Source organism: Nostoc sp. EspVER01, from assembly GCF_034530635.1.
Lineage (GTDB): Bacteria > Cyanobacteriota > Cyanobacteriia > Cyanobacteriales > Nostocaceae > Nostoc.
Genome location: NZ_JAVRCS010000014.1, coordinates 65,518 through 82,962 on the forward strand (window position 1 = coordinate 65,518; position 17,445 = coordinate 82,962).

The 17,445-nt window shown below is 43.8% G+C and carries 5 protein-coding genes; all 5 read left to right on the forward strand.

All coding sequences use genetic code 11. The annotated features are described in order from the left end of the window. Positions 1 to 218 precede the first annotated feature (218 nt). The 5 genes from RMX69_RS14615 (at position 219) to RMX69_RS14635 (ending at position 17,265) form a co-directional block, all read left to right on the forward strand. Positions 219 to 944, forward strand: a complete 726-nt coding sequence (locus tag RMX69_RS14615; protein ID WP_322637877.1) for a Uma2 family endonuclease — start codon at positions 219 to 221, stop codon at positions 942 to 944. A 279-nt stretch (positions 945 to 1,223) separates the two neighbouring features. Then, positions 1,224 to 2,006 carry a COP23 domain-containing protein gene (locus RMX69_RS14620; protein WP_322637878.1) on the forward strand — a complete coding sequence of 261 codons (783 nt, stop codon included), beginning with the start codon at positions 1,224 to 1,226 and terminating at the stop codon, positions 2,004 to 2,006. 391 nt (positions 2,007 to 2,397) lie between these two features. Continuing rightward, positions 2,398 to 6,492: a choice-of-anchor I family protein gene (locus tag RMX69_RS14625; protein ID WP_322637879.1), complete on the forward strand. Its 4,095-nt coding sequence runs from the start codon at positions 2,398 to 2,400 to the stop codon at positions 6,490 to 6,492. 109 nt (positions 6,493 to 6,601) lie between these two features. Beyond that, complete coding sequence (locus RMX69_RS14630; RefSeq protein ID WP_322637880.1) at positions 6,602 to 12,022, forward strand: phytase; 5,421 nt, start codon at positions 6,602 to 6,604, stop codon at positions 12,020 to 12,022. 461 nt (positions 12,023 to 12,483) lie between these two features. Then, a complete protein-coding gene (locus RMX69_RS14635) occupies positions 12,484 to 17,265 on the forward strand; it encodes an esterase-like activity of phytase family protein (RefSeq protein WP_322637881.1) in 4,782 nt (1,593 codons plus the stop codon). Positions 17,266 to 17,445: the final 180 nt, after the last annotated feature.

Below are 17,445 nucleotides of genomic sequence, written 5' to 3' on the forward strand. Positions count from 1 at the left end.
GTGTCCCAAACGGCGAGTGTATTATATTGTCAAACAAGTGCGTTAGCGAGTCTTCTCACAAAGGCAGACACCAAGCGCGACCAAGCATCACAGTTTTTTGCTGGTATCGCTCAAATCAATAACATATTTTCTCTGCATCTAGCTTTTTTTATTGCTCGGTCAGCAACAAACCATTGGTCAGCCATAAAATGAAGACAAATCAATAAAAGGGGGTGTTTATGGCAACCCAACTCGGTGAAGCTAAATCTTCAACAGAACTGGTAGTATCTTGGGAAGCATTGCCCGCAGATTTTCACCTAGAGGATGAACCAGTGGAAAATACAGGTCAGCCACTATTGGCTGGTGCTTTGCGCGAAAGCCTTGAAATAAGTGGTTTCATCCAACCGCAGATGTTAATAGCCTCAAATTTTGGACTTTGTGCGACGGTAAACGGACAATTTATTTCTAAAGCACCCGACTGGGTTTATGTGCCATCGGTAAATCAGGTTTTAGGAGAACGCAAAAGCTATACACCTAATTTAGATGGAGATATTCCAGCAATTGTGATGGAATTTCTATCTGACACTGAGGGTGGAGAATACTCTTTTAAACGAACCTATCCACCAGGAAAATGGTTTTTTTACGAGCAGATTCTTCAAGTCCCAATTTACATAATTTTTGACCCAAAAGGTGGTTTATTAGAATTTTACCAACTCGAAAACAGGCGCTACGAGTTAAAGCAACCTGATGAAAATGGTCGTCATTGGATTGATTCAATGGGTTTATTTCTGGGAACCTGGCAAGGAACAAAAGAAGCCAGAACTGGTTACTGGTTGCGCTGGTGGGATGAGGCAGGTAATTTGTTACTTTGGGCAGTGGAACAAATTGAAGAGGAACGCCAGCAAAAAGAACGGCTAATTGCCTATTTACAATCTCAAGGTATCGATCCAATTAATTTGCCTTAGCATATATGCATAGGTGTCCGCAGAATGAAACGAATTCTTCGCAGCCAGGCAGTGGTGAGCGAGTCAGTGATTTAGAAAACCTGATTACCCGTAATAGCTACAACCCTTATGCCTACTAAGGAGTGGGGCATCATGCAGAAATTCAATCACAGGTGAAAAAGCTAATTGCTGAGAAAAAAGCAAGAGAGAAAAAAAATAAGCTTTTGCTGAATCAAAAGCCAGAATTATTCGTCACTTAAACTATCAATTCCCTACTTAATTTCTCCTGGAGGATGATTTATGTCATCACAAATGTTGCGGTTGATAACTTTGGGCAGTCTTGGCTTATCTTTGTGTCTGGGCAATTCGGCAGCAATGGCGCAATATGATTCTACTGGCGATGGTGTAGTAGTACCAACAGTACCATCAGGTGGCACATCAGCACCAGTCCCAATCGACACATCGACAGGTGTACCACCTTCACCCTCTGCTGATGGTACAACTCGGTTTACCTGTCAGACTTATAATGGACAGTATACTGTCATGTACCAGCCACAAAGTCAACCAGGACAATTCTTTCCTTGGGCAGCACCTGCGGCTTTAGGTGGCGGTTGGGACGCACAAAAGCGTTGTACAGCAATTGCCAGTCGCTTGGAACTTTATCGTCCAGATGGTTTACAAGAACTTCAGACATCCGTAGAAAACAACGAAAATACTGTCTGCGTTACAACTGAAGCTAATCCAACCTGTAGAATTGTGCTGACAGTCCCCCGTGGAAAAGATCCTGTTGTTATTCGCAATAGCATTTTCCAAAACTTGACTACTGCTGACAGTGGACAACAGACTATAGCCGTTAACACTTATGGCGATCGCAGTAGTGGAACCAACGAATTATATAATTTAGGACGCACACTTCTAGGCGGTGGCAATAATCGGGTTAGTTCATCTAGAAGTGGGATTAATCTGAAACCTTTCCTCGATCGTCAAGATGGTGGTACTGGAAACAATTTGCGGAGTGGAGTCGCAATTCGTCGTCAGTCTCAACCTAACGGTGTTCGTCTAAGCCCTGGTAAATTCCGGTAAGCAAGAGTGGTTTTTAATACAAAATGACTTTCAAATAAAAAATATCCAACTACTTATTGTGGGGCGGACATCTTGTCCGCCTTTTTTTATGGGCGTCAAATTGCTGCCTCCTGGACTTCTTCGAGATGTCGAGGATCTAAATCCAGCTGTATATTATTTATTCTTTTAACCTTTTGCTAGCAGTTTCTTAACGTTGCTGAGATAACTTGAGGTTGTTAAATATGGATTAATATCAGTAAAATCCGTAGATTTTTTGACTACAAAATAGTTTTTCTTGATAGTGATATTGCGATTGTCAATGTGACTAGATTGTGTTTGCAAATTATTACTGAGCATCAGCTTTTCAGGCGATTTTCAAACAATACAAAATAAATTGAAGGAGACGTTATTAATGGCTTTGACACAAGGCGATATTGCGACCAACAATAACTCCAGCATTTTGCAGAAAGTTGGCAGCTTCACCAGTACTAATGGAGCCGAAATATCCGCCTTTGATTCAGGAAGCGATCGCTTATTTGTGGTTGCTAGCAGCATAGTTGAAATTTATAATGTCAGCAATACAGGGACGCTAACCTTAGCTGGTTCTTTGACAACAGGATTTACGCCTCCCGCAGGGACACAAGCTATTCCCAACAGCGTTGCGGTGAAAAATGGTATTGTCGCAGTCGCCTACGCCATTCAAAACACCAGCACAAACGCCCAACAGACAGGACAGGTGAGTTTTTACAATGCCGCCAATGGCAACTTTTTGAACTCGGTGGCGGTGGGTGCATTACCCGATATGCTCACCTTTACGCCCGATGGCACGAAGGTATTAGTAGCAAATGAGGGAGAACCCAACAGCTACGGGCAACCAAATTCGGTAGATCCTGAAGGTTCAGTTAGCATTATTGATATTTCCGGTGGCGTGGCGAATGCAACCGTTGCCCAAGCCTCATTTACAAGCTTCAATAGCCAGATCGCCACACTCAAAGCCGCAGGTGTACGGATTACTGGCCCCGGCTCGACGGTGGCACAAGACTTAGAACCAGAGTATATTGCTGTATCTCCAGACGGTCAAACTGCACGCATTACCTTGCAAGAAAATAATGCGATCGCTATTCTGGATATTGCCAGCGCCACCATCACCGATATTTTGCCTCTGGGTAGGAAGAATTACAATCTCCCAGGTAACGGATTAGATGCTAGCGATCGCGATGGTAAAATCAATATTCAGAATTGGCCGGTGTTTGGGTTATATCAACCCGATGCGATCGCTAGCTTCAGTGCCAACGGACAAACCTATTACATCACCGCGAACGAAGGAGATTCCCGCGATTATACTGGTTTTAGTGAGGAAATCCGGGTTGGCGCAGCCGGATATGCTTTAGATCCAACTGTTTTCCCCAATGCGGCTACCCTGAAGCAAAACACCAACCTGGGGCGGTTAACCGTTACAAATGCCACAGGAGACTCTGACGGAGACGGAGATTTTGACCGCATCGAAGCATTTGGGGCGCGTTCCTTTTCGATTTGGGACGCAAGCGGTAATCAAATATTTGATAGTGGCGACCAATTTGAACAAATTACCGCGACCAAAGTACCAACTCTGTTTAACTCAGATGGTGCGGCTGATACATTTGACACCCGCAGCGATAATAAAGGGCCTGAACCCGAAGGCGTGGTAGTTGGAGTTATCAACAACCGCACCTATGCTTTTATTGGTTTAGAACGCACTGGCGATGTCATTGTCTACGAAGTGACAAATCCCAACAAGCCAAGCTTTGTTCAATATATTAACCCTCCTGAAGATACTGCGATCGAAGGGCTAACCTTTGTCTCGTCGGCTGATAGTCCCACAGGCAAGCCTTTGTTAGTTACTACGGCCGAAGTCAGTAAGACAATTGCGGTGTTTGAAATAACTCCATCCGTTCGGATTAGCGACATTCAGGGAACGGCACATATCTCATCCTTTAGAAATCAGACTGTCAGCAATGTAGCGGGAATTGTCACAGTGAAAGCAAGTAACGGTTTTTACTTGCAAGACCCCACTCCAGACAACGACAATCGCACTTCTGAAGGTATTTTCGTCTTCACATCATCAGCGCCAACCGTATCCGTCGGCGATTCGGTATTAGTCAGTGGAACAGTTACAGAGTTTCGTCCTGGCAACGATGCCAATAATTTAACCAAAACGCAAATTACCACTCCCACAATTGTTACCGTTTCTAGTGGCAATGATCTACCCACTGCTACAATCCTTGGTAATGGTGGCAGAACTATTCCGACAACGGTAATCGATAACGACACGATCGCTAATATTGAAACTGGAACAACCACCTTCGATCCTGCTCAGGATGGCATCGACTTCTATGAAAGCTTAGAAGGAATGTTGGTACAGGTGAATAACCCAATTACCACTTCACCCACTGCAAACTTTGGCACATCAGAGGAAATTTGGGTATTAGCAGACAATGGCGCAAATGCCACGGGTAGAACGGTTCGCGGTGGGAGCCTGATTAGTGCTTCAGACTTCAATCCTGAGCGGATTCAGATAGATGATCTGAACAATTCTTTAGTGTTACCTGAAGTTAATGTTGGTACGCAACTTAGCACTATTGTTGGTGTCGTTGACTATAGCTTTAACAACTATGAAGTTTTAGTATCGGCTGCTCCCACGGTAGTACAGAACAGTAACATTCAAAAAGAAGTCACTAACCTAACTTCTACCACTGACAAACTGACGATCGCTACCTACAACGTCGAAAATCTCGATCCAGGTGACGATCCAACCAAGTTTAACAACCTGGCTAACCGCATTGTTAATAATCTTAAATCACCAGATATCATTAGTCTCGAAGAAATTCAGGACAATAACGGTGCGACAAATGATAGCGTAGTTGATGCCAGCACTACCTTCCAAAAGTTAATTGATGCAATTACTGCTGCTGGTGGCCCCGCGTATCAATATCGCCAAGTTAACCCAGTAGACGATACGAACGGCGGTGAACCTGGTGGAAATATCCGGGTAGGTTTCTTATTTAATCCCAATCGTGTCAACTTTGTAGATCGCCCTGGTGGTACTTCCACCACCAGCACCACAGTTACCAATGTTTCTGGTATTCCTACAGTTTCTAATAGTCCTGGTTTAATCGACCCCACCAACTCTGCCTTTACCAGTAGTCGTAAGCCGTTAGTTGGTGAATTTACTTTCAACGGTGAAACTGTTTATGTAATTGGCAACCACTTTAATTCTAAAGGTGGCGACCAACCATTATTTGGGCCGAATCAACCACCAACTCTCAGTAGTGAAACCCAGCGCCAGCAACAAGCTACCCTGGTGAAAAACTTTGTCGAGTCTATTTTAGCGATCGCTCCCAATGCCAATGTCGTAGTGGCGGGTGACTTAAATGACTTTGAATTTTCCAACCCCGTCAGCACCCTAGAAAGCGCCGGGCTGACTTCCTTAATTGAAACTCTGCCGCAAAATGAGCGTTACACCTACAACTTTGAAGGTAACGCCCAAACCCTTGACCACGTTTTAGTTAGCAACAACTTGCTCAACAAGCTGGATGGTTATGATGTAGTTCACATCAACTCAGAGTTTGCCGATCAGGATAGCGATCACGATCCTAGCGTAGCTCGGTTTAATCTCCCTAAAAACAATGCTCCCACGGTAGTACAGCCGATTGACGACCAAATCATTTCTACTAATAAAGCTTTTTCTTTCAATATCAGTAACAAATTTGCTGATGCAGATCCAGGTGACACCCTGACTTACAGTGCTACAGGTTTACCCACTGGTTCTAGTATCGTTGCCAACACAGGTGTGATATCCGGCACTATCTCCCAAATCGGCATTTTCGCAGTTACAGTTACCGCTGCTGATGCTAAAGGCGCTAATGTTAGCGATACCTTTGACTTGACTGTTGCCAATAACAAGGCGACATCTGGCAACGACATCATCTTTGTCAGCGAACTTACTGGTTTGAACAAATACATAGTCAATGCTCTTGCAGGGAGCGATCGCGTCATCGGCACTAATACCAGTGAATTAATCGACGGTGGAACAGGCAATGATTACCTGGATGGTAAGGGAGGCATAGATGTACTCCTTGGTGGCGATGGCAATGACACAATCTTAGGTGGATTTGGCAGTGACGGACTTTCTGGGGGTAATGGCAATGACCGCCTGATTGGTTGGGGCGGTGGCACAAACGAAATTGACCTCCTTAACGGCGAACAAGGTACGGATACTTACGTTTTAAGTGATACCACTTCAGTTTTCTATACCAGTTCTCGCAACAATGATTATGCCGAGATTCTCAACTTTCAAGCAAACGATCTAATTCAGCTTCAGGGAGTTGCTAACAATTACTCACTAGGGTCAGTGAGATCGGCTGTAGGTATTTTCACCAACAATGGAACGGAATTGATTGCTGTTGTAGAAAACGGGTTAAACCGCAATACAAATTTGGCAACAGATACTCGTTTCGTCTTTATTTAACGCAGATTTAATCGAACTCCGACAACTCTTGTGTACTCTGCGCCTCTGCGGTTCCCTATTCCCAATGTTCAAAGCAGTCTCATGTCTAGAATCTATCTCAGAATTAAACATGGTAACTACTAATACAATTCGCTTTTCTCAGTTCAACGCTTCTTTGAATCGTAATGCCGAAGGTCAGTTAGTCAGCGATTTGTCTACTCCTGACAATGCTCAAGCAAAGGCAGTTGCAGAAATTATCCAGCGTAATAACCCGGATGTATTGCTAATTAACGAGTTTGACTACTCCCCGGAGGCAGTTCAACTATTCCGGCAAAATTATCTAGCCGTCAGCCAGAATGGTACAACACCCGTTGACTACCCTTACTTTTACATCGCTCCTTCCAATACGGGTATTGCCTCTGGGTTTGACTTAAACAACAACGGCACAGTAGTTACAACCACAGGCGCAACCGGATACGGCGATGATGCTTTCGGATTCGGGAATTTCCCTGGTCAATACGGGATGTTGCTATTGTCCAAATATCCCATTGACACAGCCAACATCCGCACCTTTCAAAATTTTCTCTGGAAGGATATGCCCAATGCTTTGCTTCCTGACGATCCGACAACACCACAGCCAAATGATTGGTATTCTCAGGAGGAATTGGCAGTTCTACGCCTTTCTTCTAAAAGTCACTGGGATGTACCCATCCAGGTAAACAGCGAGATAATTCACATCCTCGCCAGCCACCCCACACCCCCAACTTTTGATGGCGCGGAAGACCGTAACGGTAAGCGCAACCATGACGAGATCCGGTTTTGGGCAGACTATATTACTCCTGGTAATGGTAATTACATTTACGATGATGAGGGTAAAACTGGCGGTATTGCTGCTGGATCGAGCTTTGTGATTGTGGGCGACCAAAATGCAGATCCGTTGGATGGTGATAGTTTTGACAACGCTATTCGCCAACTGTTGCAAAATCCCAATATCAATACTAATGTCATCCCTACCAGTCTGGGTGCGCTCCAACAAGCAGACTTACAAACTGGTGCAAACGCTAGCCAAAAGGGTAATCCTAGTTTTGACACCGCAGACTTTGCTGATAACACTCCCGGAAACCTGCGGACTGACTATGTGCTACCCTCGGCTGATTTGACAATTGCCAACTCAGGAGTATTTTGGCCTCTGAATACTGATTCGACGTTTCCCTTGGTAGGTACTTTTCCCTTCCCCAGTTCTGACCATCGTTTAGTATTTGCAGATGTGCAAACCGGAGCAATGGAACCAGGTAAAACCATTCCCAATGTAAGATTTGTGGGACAGAGTACTTTTGCCACAGGCTTTATTCCTGCTGGCACGGCGGGAACTGTGAATGGAACACCGACTCCATTAGGGGGACTTTCTGGTGTCACATACGATGCAGTTAACAACCGCTACTATGCAATCTCAGACGATCGCTCGCAATTTGGCCCCGCCCGCTTCTATACTTTTACTACTGATACTGGGGTGACTTTTACCAATGTCACGCCCCTGAAAGATAGCAATGGCAATTTATTTGCAACATTTAGTATTGACCCAGAAGGCATTGCTTTAACTAACAATGAGACTATTTTCATCTCTTCTGAAGGTGAAGTTAATCCTGGTGCAGGTCGAGTTAGCGATCCCTTTATTAAGGAATTTTCCCTGACAACAGGGCAAGAAATAGGATCGCTATTTGTCCCCAGCAAATTCCTACCAGTAGTTGAAGATACCAACAGCAACGGTATTATCGATGCAGGTGACACGCAGACATCAGGTGTTTACAATAACTTAGCCTTTGAAAGCCTCACCATCACACCTGACCAGAAAACCCTATTCACCGCCACTGAAAACGCGCTTTCCCAAGATGGATTAAGGGCTTCGCTCAGTAGTGGCAGCCCTTCCCGAATTCTGCAATACAATCTGGTTAGCGGACAACCAGAAAAAGAATACCTCTACATTACGGATGCGATTTCCGAAGCGCCCAACCCTAGCACAGGCTTTGCTGACAATGGCTTGACAGATTTATTAGCAATAGATAATCGTGGCACATTACTAGCGTTAGAACGTTCCTTTGCACAAGGTGTAGGCAACACAATCAAAATCTACGAAGTTTCTTTGCAAGGTGCAACAGATATTAGCTTCTACGATTCTCTCAATAATTTGAGTACTGAACAATTAGCTACTATCAAACCCGCTCAAAAACGTCTGCTGTTGAATTTAAATGACTTAAACTTACCTAACGGTACAGATAACATTGAGGGTATTACCTTTGGCCCCAAACTAGCAGATGGTAGCCAGTCGATTGTGCTGGTGAGTGATAACAACTTTAACCAAAGCCAATTTACCCAAATCCTGACTTTGGATGCAGACTTAGTTCCAACTGCTGCACCCACACTAGAAACCCGTCCCGATTTGTTGGACGATGAAACACTCCCAGTAGATCAACGTGCCGATGCTGATGATCCTGCGATCTATGTTAATGCCACAAATTCTGCCGATAGTCTAGTATTAACTTCAGTCAAAAATGCCGGACTACGGGTTTATGACTTGTCTGGTAATTTGTTGCAAACAGTTAATCCCGGTGGCATTCGCTACAACAATATTGATCTGCAATACGGTTTTAAATTAGGCAATCAATCTCTTGATATTGCCGTAGCTAGCGATCGCAACAACGACAAACTAGCAATCTTCAAAATTAACCCCAATCCTTCCCCCCCCGGACAATACCTGGAAAATATCACCGATAGCAATATTGGTACTATCTTCCAAGCAGCACCTTTTGCAGAACCTTATTCCTCATCTTCCCGGAGTGCTTACGGGCTTACTTTATACCGAAGCCCCATCACCAATGATTACTATGTCTTTACCAGTCGCCGAGAAACTGGAGATGTGGCTCAGTTTAAACTGATTGACAAAGGTAATGGCAAAATTGGGGCTGAACGGGTGCGGGAATTCACTGTACCGACAATTGAGGGACGCGATCCTCAAACTGAGGGTATGGTGGTAGACCAAGAAACTGGCTTCCTCTACATGGGCCAGGAAAATGTCGGTATTTGGAAGTTCCAAGCAGAACCAAACGGTGGCACAACTGGTAAGTTAATTGATCAAGTCAGAGATTTAGGCGGTACTAACCTTACCGATGACGTAGAAGGACTGACGATTTATTACGGCAAAAATGGCACAGGCTACTTATTAGCATCTAGCCAAGGCGACAACACTTTTGTTGCTTACACTCGTGAAGGTAACAACGAATACCTGGGTAACTTTGCCATTGGTAACAATGGGCCAATTGACAGCGTACAAGAGTCAGACGGTGCAGATGTAATTAACGTGCCACTGGGGCCTAACTTTCCATTTGGTTTATTTGTCACTCAAGATGGTTCTAATGAACCTGCCAAAATAGTTAGTGATGAAGGTGAAGAGGAAAATATTAGTTCTAACTTCAAGCTGGTACCTTGGGAAAATATTGCCAATGCCTTCCCTAATTCTCTAAATATCGACACTACTAGTTACGATCCGCGCAATCCTGTTGCTCAACCCAAGCTGACTATCTATGAATTTGAAAACTTACCCAAGTTAGGTACAACCTCTGAAAATCAAGATATTTTCTTGGGTGGTTTCTCTGGATTATATTTCCAAGGGTTTGCAGCAAATGGCAACCTGAAATTTGTCACCAACACAGATCGTGGACCCAATGGAGAACCTGATGGTGTAAATAGACCATTTTTATTACCCGACTTCCAGCCAGAAATAGTTAGCTTTGAACTCAACCGCACCACAGGTGAAATCAGCATTACCAACAGAACAGGATTATTTCGCCAAGATGGAACGACCCCATTAACGGGATTGCCTAATTTGCAAGGTGTAGGAAACGGTTTAGCCTACACAGATGAAATTGCCGTTGACTTAGACAAAAATGTTTTAGCTAACGATCCTTTAGGTGCTGACTTAGAAGGAATTGTAATTGCAGAAAATGGAGATTACTGGCTGGTAGATGAGTACCGTCCGGCAATTTATCACTTTGATGTTAATGGTAAACTGAGCGATCGCTTTATCCCTCAAGGAACTGCCACAGCACCCAACCCAGATCAACCAGATGGAACTTTTGGCACTGAGGTATTGCCAGCAGTTTATGCCCAACGCCGCAATAACCGAGGATTTGAAGCTGTAGCGCTAGAAGGTAATAAATTATACGCCTTTATTCAGAGTCCAATTGATAATCCAGATGTCGCCAATGATGCGACTTCTAAAGCTTCTCTCAATCTCCGAATTCTAGAGTTTGATATTGTCAGCAAGCAGGTAACAGGAGAGTATTTATATCGCCTAGAAGGTCTACCAGGAACCGATAAGATTGGCGATGCAGTTTCTTTGGGTAACGGCAAATTTGCAGTAGTTGAACGAGACGACAATGGTACATCTGCTGGCAATAAACTAATTTACCAAATTGATTTAGCTGGCGCGACCAACATCAATAACCCTGCTAACTTTACCTTGCCAGTTGGTAAAACTATTGAACAACTTACCTCTGCGGAGTTAGCTACTGCCAATATTAACCCTGTCAGCAAGAGTTTGATTGCTAATGCTGCTCAGTTGGGTTACACCGGGGTGGAAAAATTAGAAGGTCTAGCATTGGTAGCACCCAATACTCTAGCCTTGCTTAACGACAACGACTTCAACATTACAGGTAATACGGCTGCTGAAAAACTCGCTATTCTCGAATTACCTAATAATCTGACAACTGTACAACCTACTTTTCCGAACGGTTTTGGTTCTAGCAACAGCGATACTGTCAATCTTGAGCCAGGACAATTCTTTAATGCAGGTGACGGAGCAGACTTTGTAGAAGGTGCTGAAGGTAACACAATCCTGGCTGGAAACGGAGATGACACAGTGCTTGCAGGGAATAACTCTTCAGTTTCCGGGGAAGATGGTAGCGATCGCATATTTATTGGTCAAAATGGCCCGGCTCAAAATACCAATGCTGATGGTGGCACTGGTGATGATTTTATTACTGTGGTAGAAGCCAGTGGTAGTAATAATTTGTTTGGAGCGGCAGGTGATGATACTCTCACGGTAATTGAAGGTTCTCGTCAATCATTATTCGGTGGCTCAGGTAATGACACCCTGACGAGTAATGGTAGCAATAACCGTCTCTATAGTGGTTCTGGAGATGACAAACTCTTCTCTAATGCCAATGACTTCCTGGTTGGTGGCGATGGTGATGATGTGCTATTTGCTGGCCAACAGGGTAGTAATAGCCTGAGTGGTGGTGCTGATATCGACCAATTCTGGATTACTAATGGCAGTCTGCCAAATAGCAAGAACATCGTCACTGACTTTACTCCAGGAATTGATGTGATTGGAATTGGTGGTATTAGTGTCACTCAATTTAGTGCTTTAACCCTATTGCAACAGGGTAGTGACACCTTAGTGAAAACTGGAAATGCAGAATTGGCTTCATTAGTTGGAATTAAATCAACTAGCCTCACAGCAAATGACTTCGTTTTCTCTGCTAGTGTAGTTTAGCTTGTTTGCATAACGTGATTTTTACAGCTTCATTACACAGTCAAAGTTAATGAAGCTGTATTTAATTATTGCGAAAGTGTCTAAAGATAAAGATTAGAAATAAATGAGTATCTGACGCCAAAAACTTTTTTAGATCATCAAAACTATGCATGATTTTGTACATAACACATTAGCTAAAAGATTGCAATACAAGATTTCTTAACCAGCCCACAATTTTTTCACAACTTTGGGTATGTATGTTAATTATTATGCAATTTTCATCGTTAATTTTGATACCAAAATGCTCTAGTGAAATATCAATTGTAGTGGTAGTTTACATTTAATAGTTAAGACTCAAAAAGCTTACAAGTAAATTACATCTTTGCAGCCTAAAACTATTAGTTTTTCCTCACCATATTGCTTTTTTGATTTCACTAGAGCGAAGACCATCTCAACAATTAAACACAGGGAGATTCTCTTTCATGGCTAAGAACGTCATCATTATGATTGGGGATGGTATGGGCTGGGAAATGGCTCGTGCTGCGTCCATCTATAAAGAGATTCAAAATGGTAAGACAGGCGCTAATCTAAGTGATTTTTATACACAAGGTAAGGGACAAGGACTCAACTTTCAAACACTCCAAGGCTACGGTTTGGCAACTACATACGGGACAACGATCGCTGGTAGTGATGGAGTTTTTAGCACTGGTAATTCAGCTCTTGACGATACCAATCCCATTACCGGAGAGAGCCAGGTTCGTCCTGGTTTCACCTTTGATCCAACTTTTAACCCAGGTAATACCCCAACAGGTGGCGCAAAAGTCAGTGATGGTGCTGTTGGGAATCTAGTAGGTTATGACCCTACTAGAGGTGGTGTTAACCCTTGGACTCCCGGTAACGATCCTGAATATATTAAGTACAGCTATCCTGACTCGGCAAACACCGCAACAACTCTGTACACTGGCGTCAAGAGCTACAACAGCGCTATTGGCGTTGATATTTTTGAGAATCCTCTAGAAACAATTCTCAAAACGGCGAACCAAGTTGGTAAATCTACTGGTTTGGTGACTTCAGTTCCCATTGACCATGCAACACCTGGTGCCGCTGCTGCCAACGTTAACCGTCGCAATAAGTATGATGATGACTATCCGGCATTAGACAACATTCTGCAACAGGAACTCCGTGTCTATCAACCAACAGTATTACTTGGTGGCGGACACCCACTCTCTGCTCCTGGAGACTTACTACCATCCGAGGTTGAGCCGAATACAAGCAATGAATATATTAGCCAATCTACCTACACAGAACTTAGCACTAAACCAACAAACAACCTCTACGATTACACATTTTTAGAGCGGGGTGAGAATGCCGCCCAGAAACTAGCTGAAACTGCGGCGACAATCGATCCAGAAAAAGGCGATCGCCTTTTCGGTCTATACGGTGCGCGTGGTCAAAATGGTAACTTGCCTGTAAGTTCTGCCAACGGCGACTACAGCACCACTGGTTTAGATATGTTCAGCGTTTTCACTAACCAAGGTGATAACACCAAAGTCGACACCACACGCCCACTCCTTCCTGGAGAAACGGACGCATCTTTCATTGCCAAAGAGGTTAACGAAAATCCAACCCTCAATGAATTGACAAATGCTGCATTAGATGTATTGGGTAAAGACCCCGATGGTTTCTGGTTAATGGTAGAGGCTGGCGATATTGATTGGTCTGCCCATGACAACAACATGGACAACTTGATCGGCACCACTTTGGACTTCGATAAGGCAGTTGGATCAACGATTGACTGGATAAATAACAATGGTGGTTGGGATGAAAACCTACTAATTGTTACTGCTGATCACGATCACTACCTGACTCTCGACGGTGATTTTCCGACTGTAGTACAAAATCAAGGTGCTGAAGCATTAACCAATTTGGATACTCCAGCAGAAGTTGGACACTACTGGGGGTCAGATCCTACCGTCAAGTATGGTTGGGGAACTCACACAAACCGTCCCGTACCTGTTTACTACCAAGGTGCTGGTTCTGAAGTTCTAAATAGCTTGGTAGGTCAAGGTTATAACGCCTACGGTTTTGATATTCCAGGAATTGCGGGTTTAAATGATCAAACCCACATCTACCAAACGATGTTTGCTTCAATAAAGCCAAAAGTTGAGTTAGTAGGTTTTGCTTCTTTACCTGCTGATACCTATAGTGATGGGCCTGCTTCTGGTGCAGAAATTTCAGCCAATGGCAGAACCGGGCCTTTCCCTGGACAGCCAATTCAGGGTTTTAGCGGTGTTCAATTTGCTAACAGCAACTCTTTGTACTTCCTGTCAGATAATGGCTACGGTAGCAAAGATAATAGTGAAGACTTCCTGTTACGAATCAATCGTGTAGACCCGAATTTTAAGGGAACAGAAAATGGCGATGGCACTGTTAAAGTTTTAGATTACATTCAACTGTCTGACCCTAACAACAAAGTTCCTTTCCAAATTGTGAATGAAGGAACTACTGGAAGATTACTGACTGGCGCAGATTTTGATGTCGAGTCATTCGTCTTTGATAAAGACGGCACAATCTGGGTTGGAGAAGAGTTTGGCCCTTACCTATTGCATTTTGATGCCAGTGGTAAGTTGTTGGAAGCTCCCATTGCTACACCTGACCAATTCAAAACTTTAGATGGAGAAGCACCTAAAGTTATTGGACACAGAGGTGCAAGTGGCGATCTCCCAGAACATACTTTAGAGGCATACAGACGGGCAATTGAAGACGGTGCTGACTTTATTGAGCCAGACTTAGTAGTTACAAAAGATGGCGTGTTGATTGCTCGTCATGAACCTGCTTTGGCAATTTTGAATGCTGATGGCACTCTTAATTTAAGCAATACAACCACAGACGTTTACGATGTTACCAAGTATCCACAGTTTAGCGATCGCAAGAAAACAGTCAGTCTAGATGGAACTGAAATTACAGGTTGGTTTGCTGAAGACTTTACTTTAGAAGAAATCAAGACTTTAAGAGCGATACAGCGTGTACCTTTCCGCGACCAATCCTTCAATGGTCAATTTGAAATTCCCACCCTCGCCGAAATCATCGACTTGGTTAAGGAAGTAGAAGCCGAGACAGGTAAAAAGATTGGCATCTATCCCGAAACTAAGCATCCTACCTATTCTGCCGAAGAAGCTACTTATGTAGGCACTACGAACAAAATTAACCGAAACATCAGCGAGATATTAATCGATACACTCAAGGCTGAGAACTTCACCGATCCCAGTCGGATCTTCATCCAATCCTTTGAAGTTGGTAATCTCAAGGATCTCCACGATCGCATTATGCCTAATGCAGGTGTAGATATTCCCCTGGTTCAACTTCTAGATGCAGCTGGAATTGAGCTAAACGGTGAGATCATAGAGACTCAGCCTTATGATTTTGAAGTCAGTGGCGACCTTCGCACTTATGGTGATTTACGGACTCCAGAAGGTTTGGCTGAAATCGCTACCTATGCTGATGGCATTGGCCCTTGGAAGCGGTTAATTGTCAGTGTCAAAGGTACTGATGCTAATAACGATGGTTTGGCAGATGATATCAACAACGACGGCACAGTAAATGATGCTGACAGAACGCTGTTAGCTCCCACTACCTTAATTCAAGATGCTCACAATGCAGGTTTACAGGTTCATCCTTACACCTTTCGCGATGAAGACCTGTATTTAGCAGCAGATTACAAAGGTAATCCAGAACTAGAATTTCAGCAGTTCTATCAATTAGGCGTAGATGCACTATTTACAGACTTCCCAGAGACAGGCGATAAAGTCCGAGATTTCTTGAGCGATCCTCAGAATAACTTAGTGCGATCGCCACAAAACCCCGATGTGCTTTCAGGAGATACTTTTGCTAACTTAGGTGGCTCTAAAGGTTTTGAGGGTGGAGCAATTAACGCCAGCAAAACCAAGCTTTATATGCTGCTAGAGGGTACGGTTCAAGGTGATGCTGCTGGTGCTTTGCGGATTAACGAATTTGATATTGCCAGCCGCGAGTACACCGATAATAAACTTTACTACAAGTTGGAAAATCCCGCGTATGCGATCGGGGATTTAGCAGTCATTAATGACAATGAGTACTTAGTCGTTGAGCGGGATGGTGGTCAAGGAACTGCTGCTCAATTCAAGAGAATCTACAAAATTGACTTGTCGAAAACAGATTCTAATGGCTATGTAGCCAAAGAAGAAGTTGCAGACTTGTTAAACATCCAAGACCCCAACGACCTGAATGGAGATGGCAAAACCACCTTTGACTTCCCGTTTGTAACCATTGAAAATGTTTTAGTTGTTGACAAAAACACCATTTTGGTAGCTAATGACAACAATTATCCCTTCTCTACAGGTCGTCCTGGTAATGATCCTCAGAATCCAGTCATAGACAACAACGAAATTCTACTGCTGAAGTTGGAAAAGCCCCTTAACCTTGCAGCTGGTTTAGGTCAACCTCAAGCTGAAGAAATTAATTTTGGCTCCACTAGCAGCGATGATATTACCGTTCAGCCGGATCAAACCTTATTCACAGGTGACGGAGCAGACTTTGTAACGGGTACTACAGGTAACACAATCCAGACTGGAAATGGTGAAGACACAGTGGTGGTAAGTAGTGACTCCTCAGTCTCCACAGGAGAGGGTAACGATCAAGTCTTGATTGGTGCCAATGGCCCTGCTAACAAAACTAGTGCTGATGGTGGCAATGGTAATGACGAAATTACCGTAGTTGAAGCCAATGGTACTAATAATTTACTTGGAGCAGCAGGTAATGATACTTTGACAGTAGTTGAAGGCTCACGTCAATTATCCTTCGGTGGTTCAGGTAACGATACCCTCACCAGCAACGGTGGCAATAACCGTTTGTATGGTGGTTCTGGCGATGATAAACTCTTCTCCAGCGTGAATGATTCCCTGTTTGGTGGCGATGGTGATGATGTGCTATTTGCTGGTCAAAAGGGTGGTAATCGCTTGAGTGGTGCTGCTGGTGCTGACCAATTCTGGATTGCTAACGCCAGTCTGCCAACTAGCAAGAACATTGTGACTGATTTTGCGATCGCCATTGATAAAATCGGGCTGGGCGGTATTGGTGTTACTCAGTTTAGTGCCCTAACCCTATTGCAACAGGGTGCTGACACTATCGTAAAAAGCGGAAATACAGAGTTGGCTTCATTACTGCAAATTACCGCAACTAGCCTGACTGCAAATGACTTCGTTTTCTCTGCTAGCGTTGTGGCTTAGTCTGTTCACCTAGTGCAGCGTGGCAGAAATAACTATCAGTTGAAACAGTGGTTTTCAATTACGTAGACTACAGCAAATAGTTCGTTATTCTGGGGTGGGCATTACAATGCTCACCCTATTCTCGTTTCGCTGGAGTCCAATCTACCTCGAAGGGGTTACATTACTTATCAGTTGCTAAAA

Bases quoted from the DNA above. Each gene is read 5' to 3' on its own strand.
- RMX69_RS14615 (WP_322637877.1), top strand. From the start codon at position 219: ATGGCAACCCAACTCGGTGAAGCTAAATCTTCAACAGAACTGGTAGTA.
- RMX69_RS14620 (WP_322637878.1), top strand. From the start codon at position 1,224: ATGTCATCACAAATGTTGCGGTTGATAACTTTGGGCAGTCTTGGCTTA.
- RMX69_RS14625 (WP_322637879.1), top strand. From the start codon at position 2,398: ATGGCTTTGACACAAGGCGATATTGCGACCAACAATAACTCCAGCATT.
- RMX69_RS14630 (WP_322637880.1), top strand. From the start codon at position 6,602: ATGGTAACTACTAATACAATTCGCTTTTCTCAGTTCAACGCTTCTTTG.
- RMX69_RS14635 (WP_322637881.1), top strand. From the start codon at position 12,484: ATGGCTAAGAACGTCATCATTATGATTGGGGATGGTATGGGCTGGGAA.